The organism is Parasedimentitalea marina (assembly GCF_004006175.1).
Taxonomy (GTDB): Bacteria; Pseudomonadota; Alphaproteobacteria; order Rhodobacterales; family Rhodobacteraceae; genus Parasedimentitalea; species Parasedimentitalea marina.
In genome coordinates, this window is sequence record NZ_CP033219.1 from 2,854,070 (window position 1) to 2,879,662 (window position 25,593).

Annotated in this window: 30 protein-coding genes and 1 other RNA gene; 12 read left to right on the plus strand and 19 right to left on the minus strand. The window is 58.5% G+C overall.

The genetic code is table 11. The features are described from left to right. Window positions 1–40: 40 nt before the first annotated feature. The 3 genes from EBB79_RS13765 to mgtE form a co-directional block, all read right to left on the minus strand. A complete protein-coding gene (locus EBB79_RS13765; RefSeq protein WP_127749420.1) occupies window positions 41–853 on the minus strand; it encodes a TIGR00282 family metallophosphoesterase in 813 nt (270 codons plus the stop codon). 257 nt (window positions 854–1,110) lie between these two features. Then, on the minus strand, window positions 1,111–1,674 hold the full coding sequence (locus EBB79_RS13770; RefSeq protein WP_127751005.1) for a 5-formyltetrahydrofolate cyclo-ligase: 564 nt from the start codon (window positions 1,672–1,674) through the stop codon (window positions 1,111–1,113). Then, the gene (gene mgtE / locus EBB79_RS13775) at window positions 1,671–3,059 is read right to left on the minus strand and encodes a magnesium transporter (RefSeq protein WP_127749421.1); all 1,389 of its coding nucleotides are present in this window, start codon (window positions 3,057–3,059) and stop codon (window positions 1,671–1,673) included. Before mgtE ends, EBB79_RS13770 begins: the two co-directional genes overlap by 4 nt. 134 nt (window positions 3,060–3,193) lie before the next feature. On the opposite strand from mgtE, the gene guaD reads away from it, so the two are divergent. After that, window positions 3,194–4,480 carry a guanine deaminase gene (guaD, locus tag EBB79_RS13780; protein ID WP_127749422.1) on the plus strand — a complete coding sequence of 429 codons (1,287 nt, stop codon included), beginning with the start codon at window positions 3,194–3,196 and terminating at the stop codon, window positions 4,478–4,480. Between the two features lie 87 nt (window positions 4,481–4,567). On the opposite strand, the gene EBB79_RS13785 is transcribed toward guaD, so the two are convergent. The 4 genes from EBB79_RS13785 to EBB79_RS13800 all read right to left on the minus strand — a co-directional run bounded on the left by EBB79_RS13785 (window position 4,568) and on the right by EBB79_RS13800 (window position 7,714). Further along, the gene (locus EBB79_RS13785; RefSeq protein WP_127749423.1) at window positions 4,568–5,008 is read right to left on the minus strand and encodes a CAP domain-containing protein; all 441 of its coding nucleotides are present in this window, start codon (window positions 5,006–5,008) and stop codon (window positions 4,568–4,570) included. Between the two features lie 4 nt (window positions 5,009–5,012). Further along, window positions 5,013–6,350, minus strand: a complete 1,338-nt coding sequence (locus tag EBB79_RS13790; RefSeq protein WP_127749424.1) for an 8-oxoguanine deaminase — start codon at window positions 6,348–6,350, stop codon at window positions 5,013–5,015. A 111-nt stretch (window positions 6,351–6,461) separates the two neighbouring features. Continuing rightward, complete coding sequence (hisN, locus tag EBB79_RS13795) at window positions 6,462–7,253, minus strand: histidinol-phosphatase (RefSeq protein ID WP_127751006.1); 792 nt, start codon at window positions 7,251–7,253, stop codon at window positions 6,462–6,464. An 89-nt stretch (window positions 7,254–7,342) separates the two neighbouring features. Then, complete coding sequence (locus EBB79_RS13800; RefSeq protein WP_127749425.1) at window positions 7,343–7,714, minus strand: helix-turn-helix domain-containing protein; 372 nt, start codon at window positions 7,712–7,714, stop codon at window positions 7,343–7,345. Window positions 7,715–8,061: 347 nt separating this feature from the next. On the opposite strand from EBB79_RS13800, the gene EBB79_RS13805 reads away from it, so the two are divergent. Next, window positions 8,062–9,036: an NADPH:quinone oxidoreductase family protein gene (locus EBB79_RS13805; RefSeq protein WP_127749426.1), complete on the plus strand. Its 975-nt coding sequence runs from the start codon at window positions 8,062–8,064 to the stop codon at window positions 9,034–9,036. Window positions 9,037–9,090: 54 nt separating this feature from the next. Here EBB79_RS13805 and EBB79_RS13810 read toward each other — a convergent pair whose 3' ends face one another. Then, the gene (locus EBB79_RS13810) at window positions 9,091–9,978 is read right to left on the minus strand and encodes a LysR family transcriptional regulator (RefSeq protein WP_127749427.1); all 888 of its coding nucleotides are present in this window, start codon (window positions 9,976–9,978) and stop codon (window positions 9,091–9,093) included. 127 nt (window positions 9,979–10,105) lie between these two features. Here EBB79_RS13810 and EBB79_RS13815 point away from each other — a divergent pair, with 127 nt between their 5' ends. The 3 genes from EBB79_RS13815 to EBB79_RS13825 all read left to right on the plus strand — a co-directional run bounded on the left by EBB79_RS13815 (window position 10,106) and on the right by EBB79_RS13825 (window position 11,846). After that, entirely contained in the window at window positions 10,106–10,315 is a 210-nt protein-coding gene (locus tag EBB79_RS13815) for a DUF1127 domain-containing protein (RefSeq protein WP_127749428.1), read from the plus strand. Window positions 10,316–10,512: 197 nt separating this feature from the next. After that, window positions 10,513–11,292 carry a Bax inhibitor-1/YccA family protein gene (locus EBB79_RS13820; protein WP_127749429.1) on the plus strand — a complete coding sequence of 260 codons (780 nt, stop codon included), beginning with the start codon at window positions 10,513–10,515 and terminating at the stop codon, window positions 11,290–11,292. A gap of 80 nt (window positions 11,293–11,372) precedes the next feature. Then, a complete protein-coding gene (locus EBB79_RS13825) occupies window positions 11,373–11,846 on the plus strand; it encodes a GNAT family N-acetyltransferase (RefSeq protein WP_127749430.1) in 474 nt (157 codons plus the stop codon). A gap of 83 nt (window positions 11,847–11,929) precedes the next feature. On the opposite strand, the gene EBB79_RS24455 is transcribed toward EBB79_RS13825, so the two are convergent. From EBB79_RS24455 to gatC, 9 genes are all read right to left on the minus strand, one after another. Next, on the minus strand, window positions 11,930–12,079 hold the full coding sequence (locus tag EBB79_RS24455; protein WP_164860812.1) for a hypothetical protein: 150 nt from the start codon (window positions 12,077–12,079) through the stop codon (window positions 11,930–11,932). Window positions 12,080–12,214: 135 nt separating this feature from the next. Further along, entirely contained in the window at window positions 12,215–12,727 is a 513-nt protein-coding gene (locus EBB79_RS13830) for a hypothetical protein (protein WP_127749431.1), read from the minus strand. Window positions 12,728–12,799: 72 nt separating this feature from the next. Then, window positions 12,800–13,285 carry a GNAT family N-acetyltransferase gene (locus EBB79_RS13835; RefSeq protein ID WP_127749432.1) on the minus strand — a complete coding sequence of 162 codons (486 nt, stop codon included), beginning with the start codon at window positions 13,283–13,285 and terminating at the stop codon, window positions 12,800–12,802. Window positions 13,286–13,373: 88 nt separating this feature from the next. Next, window positions 13,374–13,541, minus strand: coding sequence for a 50S ribosomal protein L33 (gene rpmG / locus EBB79_RS13840; RefSeq protein WP_127749433.1), 168 nt, complete (start codon window positions 13,539–13,541; stop codon window positions 13,374–13,376). 105 nt (window positions 13,542–13,646) lie between these two features. Then, window positions 13,647–14,056, minus strand: an RNA gene (gene rnpB / locus EBB79_RS13845) — RNase P RNA component class A. Window positions 14,057–14,234: 178 nt separating this feature from the next. After that, window positions 14,235–14,831: an N-acetylmuramoyl-L-alanine amidase gene (locus EBB79_RS13850; RefSeq protein ID WP_338045761.1), complete on the minus strand. Its 597-nt coding sequence runs from the start codon at window positions 14,829–14,831 to the stop codon at window positions 14,235–14,237. 86 nt (window positions 14,832–14,917) lie between these two features. Beyond that, a complete protein-coding gene (locus EBB79_RS13855; RefSeq protein WP_127749435.1) occupies window positions 14,918–15,685 on the minus strand; it encodes a hypothetical protein in 768 nt (255 codons plus the stop codon). 42 nt (window positions 15,686–15,727) lie between these two features. Then, window positions 15,728–17,215: an Asp-tRNA(Asn)/Glu-tRNA(Gln) amidotransferase subunit GatA gene (gatA, locus tag EBB79_RS13860; RefSeq protein ID WP_127749436.1), complete on the minus strand. Its 1,488-nt coding sequence runs from the start codon at window positions 17,213–17,215 to the stop codon at window positions 15,728–15,730. Between the two features lie 3 nt (window positions 17,216–17,218). Beyond that, window positions 17,219–17,506, minus strand: coding sequence for an Asp-tRNA(Asn)/Glu-tRNA(Gln) amidotransferase subunit GatC (gene gatC, locus EBB79_RS13865; protein WP_127749437.1), 288 nt, complete (start codon window positions 17,504–17,506; stop codon window positions 17,219–17,221). 224 nt (window positions 17,507–17,730) lie between these two features. Here gatC and EBB79_RS13870 point away from each other — a divergent pair, with 224 nt between their 5' ends. Genes EBB79_RS13870 through EBB79_RS13880 form a run of 3 tightly spaced genes read left to right on the plus strand, consistent with a single transcriptional unit; the run spans window position 17,731 to window position 20,045 of the window. Further along, window positions 17,731–18,144 carry a VOC family protein gene (locus EBB79_RS13870; RefSeq protein ID WP_127749438.1) on the plus strand — a complete coding sequence of 138 codons (414 nt, stop codon included), beginning with the start codon at window positions 17,731–17,733 and terminating at the stop codon, window positions 18,142–18,144. A gap of 33 nt (window positions 18,145–18,177) precedes the next feature. After that, a complete protein-coding gene (locus tag EBB79_RS13875; protein WP_127749439.1) occupies window positions 18,178–18,870 on the plus strand; it encodes a metal-dependent hydrolase in 693 nt (230 codons plus the stop codon). Then, window positions 18,870–20,045, plus strand: a complete 1,176-nt coding sequence (locus tag EBB79_RS13880) for a M24 family metallopeptidase (RefSeq protein ID WP_127749440.1) — start codon at window positions 18,870–18,872, stop codon at window positions 20,043–20,045. The genes EBB79_RS13875 and EBB79_RS13880 overlap by 1 nt, the downstream gene beginning before the upstream one ends. Before the next feature lie 29 nt (window positions 20,046–20,074). On the opposite strand, the gene EBB79_RS13885 is transcribed toward EBB79_RS13880, so the two are convergent. Both EBB79_RS13885 and EBB79_RS13890 read right to left on the minus strand, forming a co-directional pair. Beyond that, window positions 20,075–20,686 carry a DNA-3-methyladenine glycosylase I gene (locus EBB79_RS13885; protein WP_127749441.1) on the minus strand — a complete coding sequence of 204 codons (612 nt, stop codon included), beginning with the start codon at window positions 20,684–20,686 and terminating at the stop codon, window positions 20,075–20,077. A 110-nt stretch (window positions 20,687–20,796) separates the two neighbouring features. After that, window positions 20,797–21,246 (minus strand): nucleoside deaminase, encoded by a 450-nt coding sequence (locus EBB79_RS13890; RefSeq protein ID WP_127749442.1) that lies wholly within the window; start codon window positions 21,244–21,246, stop codon window positions 20,797–20,799. Between the two features lie 61 nt (window positions 21,247–21,307). On the opposite strand from EBB79_RS13890, the gene EBB79_RS13895 reads away from it, so the two are divergent. The 4 genes from EBB79_RS13895 to EBB79_RS13910 all read left to right on the plus strand — a co-directional run bounded on the left by EBB79_RS13895 (window position 21,308) and on the right by EBB79_RS13910 (window position 25,593). Beyond that, entirely contained in the window at window positions 21,308–22,336 is a 1,029-nt protein-coding gene (locus tag EBB79_RS13895) for a pseudouridine synthase (RefSeq protein ID WP_127749443.1), read from the plus strand. A 164-nt stretch (window positions 22,337–22,500) separates the two neighbouring features. Continuing rightward, entirely contained in the window at window positions 22,501–23,415 is a 915-nt protein-coding gene (locus EBB79_RS13900; protein ID WP_127749444.1) for a 5-bromo-4-chloroindolyl phosphate hydrolysis family protein, read from the plus strand. Window positions 23,416–23,434: 19 nt separating this feature from the next. Further along, window positions 23,435–24,625, plus strand: a complete 1,191-nt coding sequence (locus EBB79_RS13905) for a toxic anion resistance protein (protein ID WP_127749445.1) — start codon at window positions 23,435–23,437, stop codon at window positions 24,623–24,625. Between the two features lie 44 nt (window positions 24,626–24,669). Further along, the gene (locus EBB79_RS13910) at window positions 24,670–25,593 is read left to right on the plus strand and encodes a DUF2927 domain-containing protein (protein ID WP_127749446.1); all 924 of its coding nucleotides are present in this window, start codon (window positions 24,670–24,672) and stop codon (window positions 25,591–25,593) included.

Sequence of the window (25,593 nt, forward strand, 5' to 3'; positions counted from 1 at the left end):
CCGTAACATGGCCGTATCATCGCCCGTGCCCTGGCTCACATCACGGCGTTGACGGTTGCAACAGACCGCCGGACCGGATCATGTGGATCTCTTTGGCGGCACCAGTGCGGTCATCCGTCGAAATGAAGACCCCAGACAGGGTTGCCTCGCCCGCGGCCGGGGTAAAACGGCTTTTGGGCATGCCAGTGATAAACCGGCGCATTGGTTCAGTCTTCTCCATGCCAATCACCGAGTTGTAATCGCCACACATGCCGGCATCACTCAAATACCCCGTGCCGCCTTCCAGAATCTGTGCATCACCTGTTGGCACATGGGTATGTGTCCCCACCACCAGCGAGGCCTTGCCATTGCAGAAATGGCCCATCGCCATTTTCTCCGAGGTCGCTTCACAGTGCATGTCGACAATAACCGCCTGGGCAATACCGCCGCGAGGATGCGCCTTAAGCACGGTTTCAACAGCCGAGAACGGGTCATCAAAGGCACGTTTCATGAACACCTGCCCCAGCGCCTGCAGCACCAGAACCTTACGCCCGCCCGGTGCATTGAACAGACGATAGCCTTTGCCCGGCGCGCCTTTGGCATAATTCAGCGGCCGGATAATGCGCGGTTCCTTTTCGATGAACTGCAGCATGTCCTTTTGGTCGAAGGCATGGTCGCCCAGTGTCAGACAATCCACCCCGGCCTCCAGCAGGGCCTTGGCGTGATCTCCGCTCAGCCCCATGCCATTGCTGGCGTTCTCGCCGTTGACCACAACAAAGTCCAACCGCCATTCATCGCGCAAACGCGGCAGGTTCTCGGTGACAGCCTTGCGCCCAGCGCGGCCCATCACATCGCCTAAAAACAGAATTCTCATGGCGTTGTCCTTAGGCTGTCACAGGGGGCAAGGACAACCCCCATTGGTCGCAGATAACGACAATCTACTGCCAACGCCCGTAGTCCGGATCCTCGCCAATGACGGCCAGAGCGCGGCCCGCACCGGAGTCCGCCCCCTGCAGCTCTTGGCTAACCTTGGCGTCTCAGCGGATTTCTGCGCCGCGCGTCAGCGTGGCGCCACGCCCAACCGGCGGCAGGCCTCCGATAGGAGGTCAACGGTGGGCGGGAGCCGTGCCCTTAGCGGGTGAACTGCAGCACCCGGCTTTCGGTGATCAACATGTCCAGCGGCTGGTCGGTCGGCTCAAGTGGCAGATCCTCGGCCTCTTGCGCGTCAAAGGCAAATCCGATGGCCAGCGTTGGGCGCTTGGCGCGCAATCCTTCTAGCGTGCGGTCATAAAAACCACCCCCGTAACCAAGTCGCCCGCCTTGGGCATCAAAGGCAACCAGAGGTACGATCAGAATTTCTGGCTCAAGGAAATCATCCACTTCGGGAACTTTTGCCCCAAATGGTCCATCGCGCAAAGGCGCTTCGGGTTGCCAGCGGCTGAATTTCAACGGCTGGCCAGCGGCCATGATCACCGGCACTGCAACCGGGCCATGGGCGGCAGCCTCGGCCATTGAAGCCAGGGGATCTATCTCGGTACGGATCGGCATATAGCCCGAAAGCGGCACGCCACGATAGCCGGCCAGGACTTCGGACAGGTGCCCGGCAACCCCTGGCTTGTGCATCGTATAGGCCTCTTTTCGCCGCGCAAAACCCGCTTTGCGCGCCAGATCCTTAATCGCAGTGAGTTCCATTATAGCAATACCTTTGATGCCAGACCCAGGAAGATGAAAAAGCCCATGACGTCGGTTGTGGTGGTCACAAAAGTCCCCGAGGCCAGCGCCGGATCGATGCCCAGTTTGTCCAATGTCACCGGCACCACCGTACCGGCAAGACCAGCAATTGCCATGTTGAAAATCAACGCAGTGCCAATCACCGCCCCCAACATTGGCGAATTGAACCATAACATCCCGACAACCCCCAGAACCGCTGCGAAACTAAGCCCGTTCAGCAGGCCCACCATCAATTCCCGTCGGATCACCCGCCAAACGTTTGAGCCCGTCAAATCCTTGGTGGCCAATGCCCGCACCGCGACAGTCAGAGACTGAGTGCCTGCGTTGCCGCCCATCGACGCTACAATCGGCATCAAGATAGCCAGCGACACAAGTTCGGAAATCGTTGCCTCAAACTGCGAAATCACCAAAGAGGCAAAAATGGCGGTGAACAAGTTGACCGCCAGCCAGGGCAGGCGTTTCTTGGCGGTGTCAGCAACACTGTCCGACAGCGCACTTTCCCCCACACCGGCCAGACGCAGAATGTCTTCTTCATGTTCTTCGTCCAGCACCACCATGGCGTCATCAATTGTGATCGCCCCAACCAACCGGCCTTCTCCGTCCACTACCGGCGCCGAGATCAGGTGATACTGGTTGAAGGCATAGGCAACGTCTTCTTCATCCTGATCTGCCGGGATCACCTGAAAAATCTCTTCCTTCAGAGAGGTCAGCCCCACCTCGCGGTGCGCGCCCATCAGTTTGCCCAGGGTCACATTCCCGACCGGTTTTAGCCGGGGGTCAACCAAGACTACGTGGTAGAATTGCTCGGGCAGTTCAGTGGCGTCGCGCATAAAGTCGATCACCTGGCCCACGGTCCAGTGCTCGGGCGCCATCACTACTTCGCGCTGCATCAAGCGACCGGCGGAGTTTTCCGGATAGGCCAGGGCCTGCTCGACCGCAACCCGGTCGGCGTCCTCCAGCACATCGAGGATCGCCTCTTGCTGCGGCTCTTCGAGATCTTCGACCAGATCGACGACATCGTCGGTTTCAAGATCCCGCACTGCCTCAGCCAGAACCTGTGGGTTGAGGATCGGCAGAACCTCTTCACGCACCGATTCCTCTAGCTCGGACAGGATTTCACCGTCGAACTCGTGGCCGTATAGTGCAATCAGCCGGGCCCGGTCATGGGGATTGATCTGTTCCAGAAGGTCGGCAATATCGGCCGCGTGCAGCGGCTCCATCAACTGGGTCAGCTGCGCTTTGTCCTGAACGTCGACCGCGTAAAGGATTGCCGCGACCGCCTTGCGGTCCAGCTCATACACGTCGTCGTGGTGATGATCACCGCTGTCGTGATCGTTGCCTGTGCTCATGGGCTGACCTCCGCCTGATTAACTGCAAACTAGAAGAAGCTGCTACCGAAAAACAATGGCAATGGCATAATTTACCGCAACTGCTGCGGCGGCTATCCTGCATGGCAGAGTTTGGCAAGGAAAGGACGACCGTCATGAGCACAGAGATTATCCTGAAAGGGCAGGTTTTATCCTTCTCGCGCTCGCCCTTTGATGAGGGCACGCCGCAGGATGCGACGCAAGTGTCTGAGGCCGTTGCCATTCAGGATGGGCTGGTGGTTGGCACCGGGTCACTGTCCGACATGCAGGCGCAGCTGCCTGCGGCGCAGCTGGTGGATCACGGCGACAAGTTGATCATGGCCGGATTCGTGGATGCCCATGTACATTACCCGCAGACCGCCATCATCGCCAGCTGGGGCAAACGGCTGATCGACTGGCTGAATGCCTATACTTTCCCCGAGGAAATGCGGTTTGGTGAGCGCGCTTATGCGGATGAGGTTGCCAACCGTTATCTGGATCTGACAGCCGCCAATGGCACCACCACCGTCTGTTCCTTTTGCACCATTCATCCCGAAAGCGTTGATGCGATCTTTTCTGCGGCACAAACGCGCGGGCAGCGGATTGTGGCGGGCAAGACCTGCATGGATCGCAATGCGCCGGATGGGCTGCGCGACACGCCGCAGACTGCCTATGATGACAGTGACGCGCTGATCGCCCGCTGGCACGGGGTGGACCGGCTGGACTATGCCATCACACCGCGATTTTCACCGACCTCGACCCCAGAGCAGCTGGAAGCCATGGGTGCGCTTTGGGCCAAGCACCCAGACTGCCTGATGCAGACGCATCTGAGTGAACAGGTGGATGAGATCGCCTGGGTCAAATCGCTGTTCCCCCAGGCGCGGGACTATCTGGATACCTATGAAGAATTTGGCCTGCTGGGTGCACGTGGCTTATACGGTCATGCCATTCATCTGGAAGAGCGCGAGCGTCACCGGTTGCGCGAGTTTGGTGCCGGGTTGGTGCATTGTCCAACCTCAAACACCTTTATCGGATCCGGGTTGTTCGACATGAATGGTCTGATGGCGGAAGGCCAGCGGATTGGCCTGGCCACTGACACCGGTGGCGGCTCCAGCTTTTCGATGCTGCGCACCATGGCGGCGGCTTATGAAATTGGTCAGCTGCGCGGCACGCCATTGCATGCGACGCAGTTGTTGTGGCTGGCGACTCAAGGATCCGCAGCGGCGCTGCGACTAGAGGACAAGGTCGGCAATCTTGCTGCCGGCATGGAGGCTGATCTGGTGGTGCTGGACCTGGCCTCGACCCCGGCGATTGCCCAGCGCACGGCACAGGCGCAAGATCTATGGGAGGCGGTGTTTGCCACCATCATGATGGGCGACGACCGCGCCGTAGCCGAGGTTAGGATCGCCGGCCAGGTGGCTTAACGGCCCTAAGTGAAACCACCGCCTGCCAGGGCAGGCGGTGGTTTGATTTGAGTATTTTAGAAAAGATGAAACATCGGGGTTGATCGATCAGCAGCCCGGTTGCGCCAACACCATAACCCAGACATTGCCAGTCGCGCGCACCAGCGCAAACCTTGTGAAATTTTTGTTCAGCATGTTCTTTCGGTGGCCACGCGACGTGGCCCAGATGGTCATGACATCAGCCAATGTCGGCTGACCCTTGGCGATATTTTCGGCGGCCCCGCACCAGCCATAGCCGCTGCGCGTCAAGCGGTCACCGATATTTGATCCGTCACTGCCCGTGTGGGAAAAGAACCCGTTCCTGACCATATCCTGGGCATGGGCACGGGCTACTGTCTCAAGGGCCTTGGAAAACTGCACCTGTGGCAGACGCTTATCTGCCCGCAGAGCGTTGATACTGCTGGTGGCCGCTGAGCGGTTCACCTCGGCAGTCGCGACCGGCAGAGACCAAATCAGGATGCTGATCGCAAGAACGCCGAGGTGTTTCATAGGGTCAGGTCTCCATCAATTGCCGCGCCAATGTATGGTGACGGTTGAGCAGCTTCGGCAGATCCAGAGACGTAATTTCGCCGCTGCTGACAATCTGGCGGCCTTCGACGAAGAGATGTTTCACCTGCGTTGGACCTGCCAGCAACAATGCGGATGGATCCCAACTGCCGCTGGAACTGACACCAGTGGTGTCCCAGATAGCAATATCAGCCCGCTTACCAGCGGCCAACCGGCCGCAGTCCGGGCGGCCCAGAACATCGGCACCACCCCGGGTGGCGATTTCCAGAGCCTCATAACTGCTCATCGCGTCGGCACCATTCTGCACCCGCTGCAGCAGCATCGACTGGCGTGCCTCGCCGATCAGATTGGCGCCATCGTTGCTGGCCGAACCATCGACGCCCAGCCCCACCGGAACACCGGCGTCGCGCATCTGACGCACTGGGGCAATACCGCTGCCGAGGCGACAGTTGGAACAGGGGCAATGGGACACTCCGGTTCGTGTCCGCGCAAAGAGGTCAATTTCGGTGACATCCAGCTTGACGCAATGGGCGTGCCAGACGTCGTCGCCGGTCCAGCCCAGGTCCTCGGCGTATTGGCCGGGACGGCAGCCGAACTGTGCTTGAGAATAGGCAACATCTTCGTCGTTTTCCGCCAAATGGGTGTGCAGCATCACGCCTTTATCGCGGGCCAGCACGGCAGTGTCGCGCATCAGCTCGCGGCTGACCGAGAACGGCGAGCACGGCGCCAGACCGACCCGGCACATCGAACCTTCAGCCGGGTCATGAAAGGCATCCACCACCCGGATCATGTCGTTGAGAATAGCGTCTTCCCCTTCGACCAGCGAATCCGGTGGCAGACCTCCGTCGCCGACCCCGATGCTCATGGCGCCCCGGGTCGGGTGAAACCGCAGACCGACCGAGGCGGCGGCGTGAATGGTGTCTTCCAGCCGCGACCCGTTGGGATAGAGATACAGATGGTCCGAGCTGAGCGTACAGCCTGACAGCGCCAGTTCAACCAGCCCTAGCTGCGCCGAGACATACATCTCGTCCGGGCCAAAGCGGCCCCAGATCGGGTAGAGCTGTTGCAGCCAGCCGAACAGCAAGGCGTCCTGTGCGCCGGGGACGGCGCGGGTCAGGTTCTGGTACAGGTGGTGGTGGGTGTTCACCAGTCCCGGAGTAACAACACAGCCACGCCCCGAGACCACCTCGCCCGTGGTCTGCAGCCCCTGCCCCATTGCGGCGACAACGCCGTCCCGGATTAACAGGTCGGCGCCATGCAGCACCCGGCTGTCATCATCCATGGTCAGAATGGTATCGGCATTTTGAATTAGAATTTCGGTCATTGGTCCCTCACACTTCGATTTAGGCCCGCTTCGGTACGAAGTGTGTATTGGGCCGACAGAAGGAGCAAAGGACTCGGCACCGGTGAGAAATAACTGAGAGGTCGTCTTCGCTCAAGCTTTTTTCAGAATATCCAGGGCAACAGCGTGGATTTGTGGATTTGCCGCCGCCAGTACCCGCCCGCCGTCATGCGCCGGGTCACCCTGCCAGTCGGTGACGATACCGCCCGCGGCCTGGATCACCGCAATGGGGCCCTGAACGTCATAGGCGTTCAATCCGGCTTCGATCACCAGATCCACCTGACCTGCCGCCAGCAAGGCGTAGGAATAGCAGTCCATTCCATAGCGCGTAAGCTTGACCTGCTTGGCGACACTCTCAAACCCGGCGCGGTCTTCTTGGCTGCCGACCTCGGGGAAGGTTGTGAACAAAACGGCCTGATCCAGATCGGTGGTGGATCGCGTTTGTAAAACCTGAGGGCCCAGTGGCCCGGTCATGGTGGCGCCTTCTGCCGATCCGACAAAGCGCTCGCCGATGTAGGGTTGATCGACAATGCCCAAAAAGGGGCCCTTGCCGTCGCTCAGGGCGATCAAAACACCCCAGGTCGGGGTGCCGCTGATAAAACCACGTGTACCGTCAATCGGGTCCAGAACCCATGTACGCCCGGACTGACCTGGGGTCTGTCCGAACTCTTCGCCCCAAATGGCATCTTGCGGTCGGTGATCTTGCAAAATCGCACGCATAGCGACTTCGGCAGCACGGTCCGCAATGGTGACTGGGTCAAAGCCCTCACTTAGCTTGTTCTCGGCACTCAGGTCGGAACGGCGGAAATGAGGAAGGATTGCTGTGCGGGCGGCATCCGCCAGCATGTGCGCAATCTCGAGGTCTGTAAACGCGGTTGAGGTCATCCCCATCGGTTGCCACTCAACCGCGTCTTTTGCAAGCCAAAAGGCCAGATTATGAAAGCCTTATGGCCGATCCTAACGACTTGTCGCGATCAGGCGACGTCGCTGAGCACGCGGGCCAGCTCAAACAAGCGGCGGCGCTGGTTCTCAGGAATTGCATAATAGGACCGAACCAAATCAAGTGCTTCCTTGTCGCCCATCAGGTCAGCAGGCACCGAGGTCTTGTCAGACCCTGCTTCGCTGGCCCCATCCAGACCTTCAAAGAAGAAACTCACCGGAACGGTTAACGAGTCTGCGATATCCCACAGACGCGAAGCACTGACGCGATTGGCGCCGGTTTCGTATTTTTGGATTTGCTGGAACTTGATGCCGACCTGTTCGGCCAATTGCTGTTGGGTCATACCAGTCAACCACCGGCGGTGGCGGATCCGCTTACCAACATGCACATCTACGGGATGAGCCATGCTTCTCTCCTCATCTAAAAATTCTGGCTACTTGTTCAGGTGCCAAATACAGCTTGAAGCCATGCGCCAATTACCTGGCGCTGCCATCAATCTGTCCCCATCCAACAATCCAAACTCAACCACTGTGGTAACAGTACGATCTTTTTGGTTGAATTCAACCCCATCGTCACCCGGTTCCCGGCGGTCTTATTCCAAATAACTGATTTTACCGACCTTTTTTTTCACGCTTCGGGTGTATTTTGCCTCCCTCATTCCTCCCCTAAAATAGCGAGGCTAGAGTATTGCGATTCTCATTTGACAGTTTTCACCAAAATCTTGTTAGTGTCGGAAAAACAGGGATTTTTAATATGCATGCGTATCATATGCCTACCTCTGGCTCTGCTCCACTCTTGGTTCAGATGGACCGCCCTGAGCCAGGGGCAACCCAAATTCAAGTCAAAATATTCGCCTGCGGGTTGAATTTTGCAGATCTACTTATGCTGAATTCAACCTATCAGGACACGCCTGACCGACCCTTTACCCTTGGGATGGAAATTTCTGGTGTGATTACCGCATTTGGGGATCAGGTTTCCGGCTTTGCTTTGGGTGACAGGGTTGCCGTCTTTTGTGGCCAGGGTGGGCTTGCTGAATGGGGTGTATTTGACGCCAATCGTGCAATCAAAATCCCCGACCAAATGAGCTTTGAACAAGCCGCTGCATTTCAGATCACTTACGGCACCAGCCATATCGCGCTAGATCACTGTGCCCGGTTGCAGCCTGGGGAAACTTTGCTGGTCACTGGCGCAGCCGGAGGCGCCGGGCTGACCGCCGTTGAGATTGGCAAACAGATGGGCGCCCGGGTGATTGCGCAGGCTCGGGGGGCAGACAAGTTGGCGGTGGCACGCGCCGCCGGGGCGGATCACCTGATCGATGCGGATGATGATCTGCGCACCGTGGTAAAATCCCTAGGCGGGGCGGACGTCGTTTATGATGTTATCGGCGGTGAGTTGTGGAAATCCGCATTCCGCGCCACCAACCTCGGAGGCCGCCTCTTGCCCATCGGCTTTGCCAGCGGTGACATCCCCCAAATTCCAGCCAACCACCTCTTGGTTAAAAATCTGACCGTCATCGGATTTTACATTGGTGGATTTCTGAAATCCCACCCCCAAGTGGTGCACAGTAGCTTGGTGACACTCTTGGAGTGGTTTGTTGAGGGGCGGTTGAAACCCCATATCAGCCACTCTCTGCCGTTGGAGCGCGTGGCGGACGGGATGGGGCTGCTGCGCAGTCGGAGCTCGACTGGCAAAGTAGTGATCACGATGCCTGCACAATCAACTGATTAGACAGGCTAGTGACAACCACCGCGGCGCCCGACCCTTTGGTCGGGCACCTGGACTTCAGGCGGCATGCCATTGGGAGGCAGTCAAAGGTGTTGAAACAGTGCTGAAGGCCTGGCGCAGGTAGCCCGACAACTCACCCACAATATGCGACCCTGTGACCTCGGCCCCATAAAGGTTGATCATCTGCACCGGCAGATCTGGCAAAACACCGCCATGGTCGATCTGCACAAGATGCGGCGGCTCCATACCTTCAATCATCGTGTGAATTGCCAGGTCCGCTGCGACCGTGGCTTCGACAGTGCGGTCACTTTCGGTTTCAACAACCAAATCCCAGGCAATGTCCATCTCATCCAGCTCAGCGACCACCTTGGGGCGGAAAGTACAGAACCGGCAAAAGGCCAGCGGCAGCGGACGCTGACGCCAGGCCGAACCATTAGGCGCCCCGATCCAGCGCAGCGGACGCTTGGCCAGAACCTCACTGTCCCCGTCACTCGAGCTTTCGGTGGTGAGAATCAGATCAATCTCGCCTTTTGAAAACTGGTCTTTCAGCTGGCGCGTGTAACTGGAGATCAGCTGGACCTTTACGCGCGGATAGGCGGCATTAAACCGCTGCAACACCTGCGGGATCGCGGGATAGACGATGTCATGCGGCACCCCAAGAACAATTTCGCCCTCATAAACCTGATCTGTCAGCCGACCAATCACCTCGTCATTCAGTTTGACCATGCGACGGGCATAGGCCAGTAGCTGCTCACCCGATGCCGTCAGCGCAATGGTCCGCCCCGAGCGGTCCAGCAATTGCTGGCCCAACAACTCTTCCAGACGCTTCAACTGCATAGACACCGCAGATTGCGTCAAATGGAGAAAACCGGCCGCCCGGGTCACGCCGCCATTGTCTGCCACAGCCACAAAAGACCGCAGGGTGGTGATATCAAGATTTCGCATCATCACAATCCTTGATGTGTTACTTCATAAACATTCGTTTTCAATATCAATCATACTCCGCCATATACATCAACAGAATTGATCGATTGTTGATAAATCATCAGAAGCCCCGGAAAGGACACGACCCATGACCTATATCTCATCAACCTGCACAACTGCTTCTCGCCGCCCCACTCTGCTCGCCGACCTGATCACCCGTTTTGCCGTTGCCCGGCAGCGCCGCGCCCTTGCGTCATTGGACGACAGCGCCCTGAAAGATATCGGGTTGACCCGGCTAGAGGCCGACACTGAAGGCAAGCGTCGGTTCTGGGATGCCCCCGACAGCTGGAGATGCTGAACTGAGCACATGCCGGTGACGGTTCCGATGCAAAAACAACGAAAATAGGACGGGCAGCCATTCCAGCGCCCGTCCTTTTACAATTTTATGCCGTTTCCTTGACGAAATACTTGAAAATTACCTCCATTCACCCGATATTTAGCGGGAGCGCAGCCATAGGTGGCGATGCAAAGAAATTTAGACGGAGACCATGACACATGGCACAATTTGACACCATTCGATCGGCTGCCGGTGCCCGCACCGCCGAGATCGATGCGGGCCTTCGCGCCCATATGAACAAAGTCTACGGCACCATGTCCGTCGGCATGTTCATCACGTTTATCGCCGCCTGGGCTATTGCTGGCCTGGCCGTGACCTCAGATCCGACAGGTGCAACTGCGCAAATTGGTGCAGGTAAGTTCCTGACGCCGCTTGGTAATGCGCTCTACTTGACGCCGTTGAAATACGTCATCATGTTTGCGCCTCTGGCCTTTATCTTCTTCGGCTTTGGCGCAGCCATGAACCGTATGTCCGCCGCCGGCGTGCAGACAATGTTCTATATCTTTGCAACATTGATGGGCCTGTCGATCAGCTCAATCTTCTTGGTATTCACCGGTCAATCGATCATTCAGGTGTTCCTGATCACCTCGATCGCATTTGCTGGCCTGTCCCTGTATGGCTACACCACCAAGAAGGACCTGTCCGCGATGGGCACGTTCCTGATGATGGGTCTTATCGGTCTGTTTGTGGCAATGATTGTCAATATTTTCATGCAGTCGACCGCGATGATGTTCGCGATTTCGGCAATTGGCGTGCTGATTTTTGCAGGCCTGACGGCCTATGACACACAGAAAGTCAAAACCACGTACCTTGAGCTGGCCCACTCGGGCGACCAGGAGATGCTGGGCAAAGCGGCCATCATGGGCGCCCTGAGCCTCTATCTGGACTTTATCAACATGTTCATGTTCCTGCTCCATCTGTTTGGTAACCGCGAATAAACGCACCACAATATACCAAATTCAGAAGGGGCGGATCACAGCGATCCGCCCCTTTGCGTTTTTAACAAATGAGTTCTGTTATGAAAATAATTGAGATCCCGCCATCTGACGCTTCACGCCTCGTTCCGCTGCTGAAGGATCTGCATGCGCTGCATGTGGCGCATCAGCCAGCGCGCCATACCTCAAACCCGGAACACTATGAGCTGGAGGCCTGGCTAACGGAGTGGCTGGCAAGCGAGGGCCTGTATGCCCTTGGCGCTGAGAGCCCACAGGGCGCACTGCTGGGCTATCTGATCTACCAGATTGAGCACCGTGAGGCCCTGCCCGTCCGCGCCGCCGAAACCCGCGCCATGCTACATCACATCGCTGTGCAAGAACCCTGGCAGCGGATGGGAGTGGGCAAGGCCCTGATGGTCAGAATGAAAGCCAATGTTCGCGCCATGGACATCTCGATTATAACGACGAGCTATGCCCCGTTTAACGACGCTTCGGCAGCCCTGATGACTGGCATGGGGCTGCAGCCGGTCTTGACGGTGGCTGAATGGCGGGCGTGAATCCAACATAGTCGAGATCAGGCGTAATCATCGCCCGCCAGAACTGACCCTCTGGACGGATGTCCTGTGTGTGTGCGACGTCTCTAGCCCAGTTGCTCCAGCACTTGCGTATCAATTGCCGGTGGACTGCTGATCAGAACTGAGTGCGCCTCGGGGTCGGCCTGGATTGCACCGGCCATCAAAACCAGCGCTGCCAAACCCAGAGCATTCACGAATCGATTTGATCTTTGCATCTGTCACCTCCAACTCAATGGTAGGTTGCGCTACAAATAAGGCGATACCGTGTATTTCGCGATGCAGGCCCAGGTCTCTTTAGTGTCAAATTACTTAAAGTTGAGGAAACAAAATCGCATAGACAGCGATCTTGGCTACCCACAAGACAGCGGGATCGCCAGTGCTTCGGGCTGAATTTGGGACTTGCCAGCCCGGTAAACCTGACCCTGGTGGTAACAACCGGTCAACTGTTGCACCGCAGCCAACAGTGCCTTGTCGGTACCGGGATTCAGGGCTCCCGCTCCCAAGGATTTCGGCGCCCGACCAACCAGGAACACCTCATCTCCAACTTCCGCCAGGCTGAGCATGACCTTGTTCCCGGCAAGTTCAACCGCTCTGGCGGTTGATGCGCTGCGCCCGCCCACAGCAAGCGCCTGCGCCGCAAGGGCCGATTGACTGCCAGCGGCATTGTTGATCTGGTGCACCGGCAGTGCTGCCCCCTCAAAAACGGCTTGAGAGGCCCTCACACGGGCATCCGGCGCCGGGCTTGCCCGGGTAATTCCCACTGGCTCGGAGCCGACACCGGTGAACCCTGCGCCCTTCGGCGCCGGCCCACAGGCAGACAGAAACAGAACAGTCAGCGACGTCACAGTAAATACACGTGTCATGGTGATCCTATCAAGCTGCATTCGGATAGAACCTATCTACACCAAAAATGCGGCGCCCATTGGGCGGGTGCCTCACGGCATAAGTTTCCGCATGCGGACCGCTGGAAAATGAAGGCCGGGGCCAAGGGAAATATCCATGTGACCTTCACCTTCAAACCCCAGTGCAGCATAAAATGGAACTGCAGTCAGGGTCGAGGCACATTCAAGTTCGACGATGCCAGATCGACGGGCTGTTTTAATTACATGATCCAGGATTGCGCGGCCAACGCCCCGCCGAAGCTGTCTGTCGTCGGTCACCACATGGCGGATGTGACCTTTGTCAGCCCGCAACCGGTCCAGCGTCCAGCCTCCTGCCCCCAAGATCCGGGTCCCCTCTTCAGCAACATAATAGGTGCCACAGCCAATCAGCTCAGGGCGTGCCCGGGCGATGATAGGCAGGGTGGTTACAAGCACCGAAGGTGGATAATCGGCCTTAAGCAGCTTGGGATAGCTGCGGGCCAACAGAGCGTCTATCGTCGGCATATCTGCCCTGATGGATGGTCGAACGATGAAACTCATGCCAAACTTCATGTGTCACATACCTCCAAAGCACAACGGGGCCCCGCATGTGCGAGACCCCGTTGCTTGTCAGTCCTGACAAGAAAGCTTACTTGATTTTGCCTTCTTTGTACTCAACGTGCTTACGTACAACCGGATCATACTTACGGATGACCATTTTCTCAGTCATTGTCCGTGCGTTTTTCTTCGTCACATAGAAGTGGCCGGTGCCCGCGCTCGAGTTCAGGCGGATTTTGATGGTGGTAGGCTTCGCCATGGTATTCTCCTGCGTCCGAAAAGGCAGGGGCCTTCCGGTAAATTCCTAATTGAGCCCGGCTTGTACCTGCCTGAGTGCCTGAGTCAATAGCAATCAGGGGTATTAATGCGCAGAGGGCCTATAAGCCGGATTTTGTTCCGGGGTTGCCCCCTTCGATGACCATTCCTCTAGGGTGCGCATTGCTGCGAACCTCAAGCTGCCAACCCGACCCCTCTCAGCTAAAGCCTGCCTAGCGGCGGTATCGGCCAAGGCCGACCAGCCCGCGCGGGGGTCCTATTTGGCATTGCTCCTGGTGGGGCTTGCCATGCCGCCCCTGTTACCAGCGGCGCGGTGGGCTCTTACCCCACCGTTTCACCCTTACCGCAACCTAATCCGTTACCGGGGCTGCGGCGGTTTATTTTCTGTGGCGCTCTCCGTCGGATCTCTCCGCCCGGGCGTTACCCGGCACCACTGCCTTATGGAGTCCGGACTTTCCTCGCGAGGCTTACGCCCCCCGCAGCCATCCAGCCCTCTGCGCGCCAACGCCCTACGCCGCCGTGAATCCCACGTCAAGTGACCAAAATGGGTTTAGGGGCCTTGCCCCTCTTGGCCTGCGGCCAATTCACCCCAGGATATTTATCGCCAGATGAATGCGGATCCACTTTTCATCTGGCCATAAGTATCCCGGAGCGCGAGGCAGAGCCTCGCAAAAAGTCAAGAACGCGACGACGAGGGTCCAAGAGGAATAAAATCATCGGCAGCAAGAGATCCTCTGGCCCATGGACGATAGCGCAGCCGGACTGCGGACAAAAGCGCCTCATCCTCCACTGGTGAGGTAAAGCCGACCCTATGAGCCATCCTTCGGAACAATTCGAAGGTTGGGTCCATCGGGCCCTCATCACAGCTTCTGAGGTCAGCCAATCCCTGACACGCCAACCGAGGCCAGTCGAATCGGGGGCCAGGATCAATCTTGCGACCAGGTGCCATATCGGAGTGACCGATCACACCCTGGGCGGAAATGGACCAGCGTGACATGATGTCTTTCATCAGTCTTTCTAACGTCACCATTTGTGGCTCTGCAAAGGGATGGTCACCACGGTTATCCAACTCGATGCCAATAGAGCGAGAGTTGATATCATCAAAACCGCACCATTGCCCTGCCCCGGCATGCCAGGCACGCTGATCTTCGGCTACCATTTGCCAGCAATGGCCCTCTGCCCCGATCAGGTAATGAGCTGAGACTTCAACCGACGGGTCACACAGGCGCTGCAGCGCTGCGCTGGCGCTGTGCATGGCGGTGTAGTGGATCACAATCAGCGAGGGCGTCAGCCCATCACGGCGCGGCCCGAAATTCGGGCTGGGATGCCAGCACGCGGCAGCGGTATCTGCAGTCCCGCTCAGTTCTGCACCGCATGCTGATAGACAAGTGGATCCCAGTCACAGGCGTAGCCATCGCCATCGACATCCAGAGCCAGACGGTCGCGTTTGGGGCCGCCTGCCTCAAGAAAGGCCTGCTGGGCCAAGTCCGACGAGCGGTATCCAGCGCAGTTGCGTTCTGATTTGGCGCGCAGGTTTATACCTGTTCGACTGTAGATGCGGGTGCCAAGTGGATTGGTGGCGCTCAGCGCATAGCTGACCACATTCGGTCCGGCATCCCCTTGTCGCACCGGTACGGCAGTAGGTTCAATGACCTGATACTGCGACCGGTTCTCGGCCAGGCGATCGGCGTCACTTTCGATGCTTTGACGGGACGACACCGCGCCAAAGTCATTCTCGTCCGAAATTCCGGCATTGCCAACAATAAGCGGAGCAGGATTTGACGGGCTGGCCTGAAGCGGTGCCTGGCCCGTGTTACTCTGCGAGGCTGAAAGGGCAGCAGCAGTTTCACTGGCAATATCGGAATTTCCAGACGATGCACGAAAAGTCCCTGCGCTGGTAGAACTGCCCGGGCTGCGTGGCGCCGCAGTTGGCGCGTCCAGCGACGTGCTTTCTACCCGGATCGGCGGCACCAGAGGTTCCCCAAATATCGTCGTCCCCGCAGGCGGGGGCGCATCAAAGGGGCTGGTGTCGAACCCAGCTTCGGCACCGCTGTCCGGAACGGCTGGTGTACAGGCCGTCAAGGCCAGTACACTGCCCACAGAGATGAGGGAGACAAATACGCGCATCACACTTCTACCTGCTGTTTCTCTCTTGATTGCGAAGAGCAATTACCACCATTTGCCCGGCTTGGCCACAAACCCGGCTGCCGCTTCCAGGGCATAGGCGGTGTTCAGCAAATCACCCTCTTCCCAGGGCTTGCCAATCAATTGCAGACCCAGCGGCAGACCTTGAGCATCCATCCCTGCCGGCACCGAGATCCCCGGCAGGCCTGCCAGGTTCACTGTCACTGTAAAGACGTCGTTCAGATACATTTGCACCGGATCAGCATCGGTCATCTCGCCCAGGCCAAAGGCCGCGGACGGCGTGGCCGGTGTCAGGATCGCATCAACACCTGCCGCAAAGACATCCTCAAAATCTTTCTTGATCAGAGTACGGACGCGGCGGGCACGGTTGTAATAGGCGTCATAGAAGCCTGCAGACAAGACATAGGTGCCGACCATCACCCGGCGCTGCACTTCGGGGCCAAAGCCCTCGGCGCGGGTTTTTTCGTACATCTCGGTGATGCCGTCACCCGCGTCGAGTGTGGCGCGGTGACCGTAGCGCACGCCGTCATAGCGGGCCAGATTGCTCGAGGCCTCGGCGGGGGCGATCACGTAATAGGCGGGCAGCGCGTATTTGGTATGCGGCAGCGAGATATCGACGATTTCGGCACCGGCGTCTTTCAACATGGCAGCGCCATCAGACCAGAGTTTCTCGATCTCACCCGGCATGCCGTCCATGCGGTATTCCTTGGGAATACCAATCTTTTTGCCGCGGATGTCGCCGCTCAACATGGCCTCAAAATCCGGCACTGCCAGATCAGCACTGGTGCTGTCCTTGACATCGTGCCCCGCCATAGCCTCGAGCATGATGGCAGCGTCGCGCACCGATTTGGTCATCGGGCCGGCCTGATCCAAGCTGGAGGCAAAGGCCACCACACCCCAACGCGAGCAGCGGCCGTAGGTGGGCTTGATACCAACGGTGCCGGTAAAGGCCGCAGGCTGGCGGATTGAGCCGCCGGTGTCAGTGCCAGTGGCCGCCAGACAGAGGTCGGCCGCCACAGCTGCAGCCGAACCGCCAGAGGACCCACCCGGTGTCAGGGCAGCCGTGTCGGCGTCACGCCGCCAGGGGCTCACCACATCGCCGTAAACCGAGGTCTCGTTGGACGAGCCCATGGCGAATTCGTCCATATTCAACTTGCCCAGCATCACCGCGCCACTATCGATCAGGTTCTGGCTGACGGTTGACTCATATTCGGGCTTGAAGCCTTGCAAAATGCGGCTACCGGCCTGGCTGTCGACACCTTTGGTGCAGAACAGGTCTTTGATACCAATCGGCAGGCCACACATGGCAGGCGCATCATTGTCTTTCAGCCGCGCATCCGCATCCGCAGCACATCCCAGCGCAAGTTCGGGTGTTTTATGCACAAAAGCATTCAACGCGCCGGCGGCATCAATGGCGGTGAGACAGGATTGAGTCAGCTCAACCGACGAGGTCTCGCCTTTACGCAGCAGGTCGCGGGCTTCGGCCAGGCCCAGTTTGTTCAGATCACTCATGTCTTATTCCATCACTTTCGGCACAGCAAAGAAGCCCTCACGCGCGTCGGGGGCATTGGCCAGCACCTTGGGCTGCTGGTGGCCATCGGTGACCACATCTTCGCGGCGTTTCAGACGCTGCGGCGTGACCGAGGTCATTGGCTCAATGCCCTCTACATCCACCTCATTCAGCTGTTCAATAAAGCCGAGGATGGTGTTGAATTCCGCGGCGAGTGCCGGCAGGGCGTCTTCTTCGACCTTGATCCGGGCCAGTTTGGCCACGCGCGCGGCGGTGTCCTTGTCGATCGACATGGCTAATCTCCAGTTGCAACTTGGTCCAAGCGTTTAGCCCCGCTTGCCCGAGGGCGCAAGCGTCTGCCGTGATATCCGCGGCCTGCATATGGTCGGTCAGCGCAGATCGGCTGTTTTTATGTCGACTGAAGGCCCGTGGCCCCGACGAAACGGTTTTTCCACATAGCCCCGTTCCAATTCGTCAACGTGATGCTAGAGTTTGGCGAACGACAGGGTATTTGAACATGAATTTGAAACTGCACCACATCAATCTGGCCACTGAAAACGTCTCCCGTTTGAATGAGTTCTACCGGGATGTACTGGGGTTAAGCGACGAGGTTGAGGGCCTGCCGGTTCTAGAGAAAAAGCAAGGCTATGCTGGTGATGTGTCTTTCGTGAGTGATGGCGACATCCAGATGCACTTGGCGCAAAAGGATATGATGGCAGGGTTCAACAGCGGTCACATCGTCAATCCGGTGTCACGTGGCCATATTGCCTATCGCACCGATGATCTGGACGGCTTTATCGCGCATCTTGACGACCGGGGCATTCGCTACTCAGATTGGGGCAATCAGGCGGTCGCAGGCTGGCGGCAGATCTTTTTCTATGATCCCGATGGCAATGTCATCGAAGTCCACCAGGTTGATGAAAACATTTGATCGCAATCCACGATCCACTACGGGAAGATGACCATGAAAATAATCTGGCTGGGCCACGGCTCATTTCGCATTGAAACCGGCGACAAAGTGTTGCTGATCGACCCTTGGCTGACCGGCAACCCGGCCCTGCCCGAGGATCAACACGAGGCGGCTCTTGCAGGCGCCACTCACATCCTGTTGACCCATGTGCATTTCGACCATGTGGTGGATGTTCTGCCCCTAGCCAAAAAGCTGGATCTGACAGTGGTCGGACAATACGACCTGATGGGGTACTGGGCCGAAACCGAAGAGATCAAGACGATTGGCTTCAACAAGGGCGGTACCGTTGATCTGGGCGGGGTTCAGGTCTCTATGGTCAAAGCCGAGCATTCCTCGACCTTTTCGACCCCCGACGGGCCACGCACCGGCGGCAGCGAATGCGGGTTCATGATCAAAGCCGAGGGCCACATGATCTATCATTCCGGCGACACGGACATCATGGCCGACATGGGCTGGATGGGCGAATTCTATCAGCCGGACATCGGCATTCTAAGCGCCGGTGGCCATTTCACCATGGGCATGAAGGGCGCTGCCTTTGCCGCCAAAAAGTACTTTGACTTCAAGACAGTGATCCCCTGCCACTACAAAACCTTCCCGATCCTGGAGCAAAACGCCGAGGTGCTGATCCAGGGTCTTCCCGGTGTGGATGTGGTGGAACCCGTCGTGATGAAAGCGATTGAACTCTGATGCCTGCTACAGATTTTTCATCAGCCGAATATGCGGCCCGCCTGCGCAAAACCCGCGCAGGCATGGCCTTACAGGGCATTGAAACGCTGATCGTTGCTGATCCATCGAACATGGCATGGTTGACCGGATATGACGGCTGGAGCTTCTATGTGCCGCAGGTGGTTATCCTGCACAGCTCCGGATCGCCACTCTGGTGGGGACGCACCCAAGACAAATCAGGGGCGGCGCAGACCACCTGGTTACAGGACTCGGACCTGTACGACTGGCCCGAAGAGCATATCCAGCACCCGGATCACCACCCCTATGCGGCCCTGGTAGATTTACTACGCCAGCGCGGCTGGACCTCTGGTCTTGGGGTTGAGATGGACAATTACTACTACTCCGCGGCCTCTCACAGGGTTTTGGAGCAAGCTTTTGGCCGTGATGAAATTGCTGATGCCACCGGGCTGGTGAACTGGCAGCGGGCGGTAAAGTCCGAGGCTGAACTGGCGATGATGCGCAAGGCGGGCCAGTTGACGGCGCAGATGCACGCAGTGTTGCGCGATGGGTTCCGCCCCGGCGTTGCCAAGAACCAGCTGGTGGCTGACGTCCAAGCCGCTGGCATCGCTGGGCTGCCAGGCCTGGCGGGTGACTACCCCGCCATTGCCCCCATTGCACCCTCCGGACTTGAAGCCTCGGCCGCACATATCACTTGGAATGACCGCCAGCTGGCTTTGGGCGAGGCGACGTATTTTGAGGTCTCAGGCTGTTATCATCGCTATCACTGCCCTGCCAGCCGCAGCCTGTATCTGGGCGAGCCTCCCGCCGATATCCGCCGCGCCGAGACCGCGGTTCTGACCGCCATCGAAGATACACTTGCAACCGCTCGTCCGGGAGTCACCTGTGAAGACGTCGCCGCCTGTGTCTATGAAAGCTTTGCCAAGGCCGGTTACGTGAAAGCCAATCGGACGGGCTATCCGGTGGGTCTTAGCTACCCGCCGGACTGGGGCGAACGCACCATGAGCCTGCGTCCCGGCGACACCACCCGGCTGCAGGCGGGCATGACATTTCACTTGATGCCCGGCCTGTGGACCGCCGATTGGGGGTTGGCGATCACCGAAACATTTGTGGTCACCCCTGAGGGTGGAAAGGCACTGGCCGATATCCCACGCGAGCTGGTTGTGAAATCCACCTGACATCTGTCCCGCCCTTGCCCGGAAACGGGCTAGGCGCCTGGAGGGGTGAACAGTTTACGTTTCTCCACAGCCTTGTCGCGACACATGCACCCCCTGGCGTGATCATTGATCAGCCCCATCGCCTGCATAAAAGCAAAGGCGGTGGTGGGGCCGACAAATTTCCAGCCCCGTTTTTTCAACGCCTTGGACAGGGCCACGGATTCGGGGCTGATGGTCTGGGTCTGCGGTTCCGGCAGCGTTTCGGAGTCCGGCTCAAAGCTCCAGAAAAACGCCGCCAGCGATCCCGCCTCGGCCTCAAGCTCCAGGGCGCGGGCAGCATTGTTAATCACGGCGTTGATCTTGCCGCGATGGCGAATAATACCGGCATTCTGCAGCAAACGGTCCACATCCGCCTCGGTGTATAGCGCCACTTTGGCATAGTCGAAGCCATCAAAGGCCGCACGGAAATTCTCGCGTTTGTTCAGGATGGTGCGCCAGCTTAGGCCCGACTGGAAACTTTCCAGGCAGACTTTTTCAAACAGGCGTATGTTATCACCGACCGGATAGCCCCATTCATTGTCATGGTACGGCAGGAATTCCGGCGCCGAACCGGCCCAGTTGCAGCGGGTCTGGCCATCCGGGCCGGTGGAAATATTGCTCACGTCTTCTCCTTTTCGCTGGGTTCATACACGGGATACCCAGAGGGGCACTTTATTACAGAACATTTTAGGAACACTAAGCAGATTACAGACCCGCGTCTACTGGTGTTGGATTAACGTCGCGCGGCAAAGAACGCCTTGAGCATCTGCTCCGCCTCGGCCTCGGCGATGCCGTCATAGACCTCGGGACTGTGATGCGCCTGAGCATGCGAGAACACCCGGGCCCCATGCGCCACACCACCCGATTTTGGATCAGACGCCCCATAGTAGACCCGCCCGATCCGTGCGGCGGCGATGGCGGCGGCGCACATGGCACAGGGTTCCAGCGTGACGTAGAGATCATAGTCGGCCAGACGTTCAGATCCGGCAGCGGCACAGGCGGCGCGGATGGTCAGGATCTCGGCGTGGGCGGTGGGATCGTGATATTCGCGGGTCCGATTACCTTCAACGGCAACCACCTTTCCTTGCGGGTCGATCAGCACCGCGCCCACCGGGACTTCGCCCCGATCAGCCGCTGCGCGCGCCGCGCTAAGCGCCTGTTCCATATGAGATTTGAAAATCATGCCGCAAATTGCCTTGTATTGCGTCCTTTCGCAACCGCGCAGAATCGTCTAAGGGCGGGTTATGACCCAATCTCAGACCCCTCCGCCCGGCGACCGCATCGCCAAAGTTCTGGCCCGTGCCGGTATCGCCTCGCGTCGCGAGGCCGAACGCATGATCAATGCCGGTCTTGTCTCCGTCAATGGCACGGTGATCGATAGCCCGGCGCTGAACGTCACACCGCAGGACAGGATCATTGTCGACGGCAAACCCGTTGGCGACCCGGAACCGGCGCGTCTGTGGCTGTATCACAAGCCCAGCGGACTGGTGACCACCAACAGTGACGAAAAAGGTCGCACCACGATCTTTGACCGCCTGCCCGAGGATCTGCCCCGGGTGATGACTGTGGGTCGTTTGGACATCAACTCCGAAGGTCTGCTGCTGTTGACCAATGATGGCGGCATCAAGCGGCAACTGGAACTGCCATCAACCGGATGGCTGCGCAAATACCGGGTGCGGATCAATGGCCGCCCTCAGGAAAGCGACTTCGAGCCCCTGCGCAAGGGTCTGGTGATCGATGGTGAAAAGTTCCAGCCGATGCAGGTGACGCTGGACCGCCAGCAGGGCGCCAACGCCTGGCTGACCATTGGCATTCGCGAAGGCAAGAACCGCGAAATCCGTCGTGCCATCGAAGACATCGGCTTTACCGTGAACCGGCTGCTGCGGGTCTCGTATGGGCCATTCCAGCTGGGACAGTTGAAGCTGGGTGCGGTTGAAGAAATCCGCCGCAAGGTGATGCGCGATCAGCTGGGACTTGAGGCCGAGCCAGAGCCGGAAAAGCCCAAGAACACAAGACGCGTGGTGCGTAAGAAGCCCAGCACCATGGCAGGCAGACCAGGGCGACCTAAACCCCCCGAGGACGACGGCCGCCCATCGGGTCGCGGCTATTCCAGCAGAGGGCCAGATCGCTCCTCCGGCGATGGCCGACCCACAGGTCGCACAGGTGGCAAACCCGCAGGCCGTACCGGGGGAAAACCCTCGACTGGTAAGCCAGCGCGGCGTCCCGATGGGCGTTCAGGCGGCAAGCCCGTCGGCAAGAATCCCCGTCGTTGACCCGACTGCGCGTGAGTTCCCCCTAGTAAGAAGGCCCGCTATCGCCTAAATTCTAAGGCGGAACAGCGTCTTCGGGAGAACCCGCGTGCAGAAATTTGCCTTTGTGGCCCTCTTGATCCTGATGCTTGGTCTCAGCACCGGCTGGATTGTGGGAGGCTAAGCACATGGTCAAAAAATTTGGAGGGCAGTTCAGTCCCGATGGGAGCTCGGACGCCCCTGCTCCGGGCCAAAATCTGGGCCAAAATCTGGGCCAGAACCCATATAAGAACGCCCAAACTGACCCGGTTGGGCTGCGCGCAAACCTGATGTTTGTGCCGCCTGCGGTTTTGATGCTGTTTTCGCTGACAAGTGGCGCCACGGGCCTGGCGCTGGGGCTTCTCGGGGCTGGCGCCTGGAGTGCGTCCGCCTGGATGTTGCGCGAAGGTCTGCGCGCCGAAAGCGCTTATAATGCCCGTCGGGTGGCCCGCCGCCCTGCCCTGCCGCGCAAACTTGCAGCCTCGGTGCTGACCGGCATTGGCGGTGCGCTGGCCGCCTGGTCAGCCGAGCCCGGTCTGATCATCGCTGCAGTCTATGGCACGGCGGCACTGGCCTTGCATGTGGCGGCCTTTGGGCTGGACCCCATGTCCGACAAGGGCGTCGAAGGCATTGATGACTTTCAACAATCTCGCGTGGCCCGCGTCGTTGACGACGCCGAGGACTATCTGACCAAAATGAGTGACGCGGCCCGGCGGGCACAGGATCGTCAGATTGAGGCCCGCGTTGAACAGTTTCAATCCGTCGTCCGCGAATTGTTCCGCACCGTCGAGGAAGACCCGCGCGATCTGAGTGCTGCGCGCAAGTATCTGACGGTTTATTTGCAAGGTGCCCGGGATGCGACTGTCAAATTTGCTGATATCTATGGCCGCAGTGGCGATGCACAGGCTCGGGCCGACTATCTGTCGCTGCTCGACGATCTGGAGCAAGGTTTTGCCGCCCGAAACCGCAAGATGCTGCTGGAAGACCGCAGCGATCTAACCATTGAAATTGACGTGTTGCGCGACCGGTTGCAACGCGAAGGGATCCATCTGGATCTGACCTGATTGAACAAGGAAAGCCATTATGTCCCAAGTTGTGCAACAAAAAGCCGCCGAGGCCGAAGGTCTGGTCAAGGAAACCACCGCCATCGTGTTGGCAGAGCCTGTGGCCGAAATCCAGTCGCTAGAGCAGGCCGATGCGCCAAAAAGTGAGGCCATTCGCACCCGCATGAGCCAGATTGACATGGCTGACAGCAACTCGATCATCTCGTTTGGTTCAGCGGCACAGGCGGAACTGCAGGTGATCAGTCAGGCCATGCTGACGGATGTGCGCAACAAGGACGTCGGCCCGGCGGGGGACAGTCTGCGTGATATGGTCACCGCCATTCGCGGCTTTTCCGTCTCGGAGCTGGACGTGCGCCGCAAGCCCAGCTTTTGGGAGCGCATCCTCGGCAAGGCTGCACCCTTTGCCAAATTCACTGCCCGCTATGAAACCGTACAGGGCCAGATAGACAAGATCACGGACAACCTGCTGGGCCATGAGCATACCTTGCTGAAGGACATCAAATCGCTGGACCTGCTCTATGCCAAAACGCTGGAGTTCTATGACGAGCTGGGGTTGTATATTGCCGCTGGTCAGGAAAAACTGGCCGAGCTGGACAGCACCGCCATTCCCGCCAAAGAGGCCGAAGTGGCCGCTGCCGAAGAGGGCAAACAGGTAATGCAGGCGCAAGAGCTGCGTGATTTGCGCGCCGCGCGCGATGATCTGGAACGTCGGGTGCATGATTTGAAACTGACCCGTCAAGTCACCATGCAGTCGCTGCCCTCGATCCGGCTGGTGCAAGAGAATGACAAATCACTGGTCACCAAGATCAACTCGACGCTGGTGAACACCGTGCCGCTGTGGGAAACGCAGCTGGCGCAGGCGGTCACCATCCAGCGCAGCGCCGAGGCTGCCGCCGCCGTGCGTGATGCCAATGACCTGACCAACGAGCTGCTGACAGCCAATGCCGCCAACCTGCGCTCGAGCAACAAAATGGTGCGCGAAGAAATGGAGCGCGGTGTGTTCGACATCGAGGCCGTCAAACAGGCCAATGCCGATCTGATCGGCACCATTCAGGACAGCCTGGCCATCGCAGATCAAGGCAAGGCCCAGCGCGCCGCCGCCGAGGTCGAGCTGAAGAAGATGGAGGGGGAGCTGCGCGATACCCTGGCCGCAGCCAAGGCACGCAAAGATGGTGTTGGCGACACTGCTGCGACCTCGGTTCCTGGCTGAGAATGCACAGGCGGGGGCAGAATAATCGGCGCAGCACAGGGCGCATGTTCGCTGGTCTGATCGGACTGGCGGCTCTCTTTGCCTGCACCCCGCAACCGCAAACATCTCTGGTGCCCGTTCAGCGCCCGCAAAACCTGACACCACCGCCACGGTCCGCTGAAAGCGAGCAACTGGTCCATTATTATAGCGTGTTGCAGCAGGACCTGCTGACTCGTGGATTGTTGCGCACCGAAGGCGGTGGGCCAGATACGCCCTATAACGCGGACAAACTTGTCCGAAACTTCGAGGCTATCGCCTTTTTCGACGAATACGCGGGCAGCGGCAGCGGTACTGCCGGCGGGTTGAGCCGCTGGGCTGGACCAGTGCGCCTGAAGGCTGAATTCGGCCCCTCGGTCCCGCAACCACAGCGACAAGAGGACATCCGGTTCCTGGCCAACTATGCGGATCGATTGGCCCGCATCACCGGCCATCCTGTCAGCACCACCACGACGAAAGGCAACTTTCATGTGATCTATGCCGGCACTGATGACAAAGAGTTCATCCGTAAGCGCGTGCAACAGATCCTGCCCAATATCAGCGCTGAAAACCTGGAAATCTTTGCCAACCCGCCGCGCAGTTTTTACTGTCTGGTTTTGGCGGGTGGACCGCAACAGGATCCGCTGTCTTATACACAGGGCGTGGCGCTAATCCGCGCTGAACACCCGGATCTGGTGCGACAAAGCTGCGTCCACGAAGAAGTCGCGCAGGGGTTGGGGCTGCGCAATGACAGCCCCAGGGCCCGGCCCTCGATCTTCAACGATGACGATGAATTTGCGCTGTTGACCAGCCATGACGAAAAACTGCTGACCATGCTATACGATGTGCGATTGCATCCAGGGATGAGCGCCGAACAGGCCCGCCCGATTACCCGCATCATTGCCAATGAATTAATGGGGCTGCCTGCCGAAGACCTGCCCCGTGCCTATTAA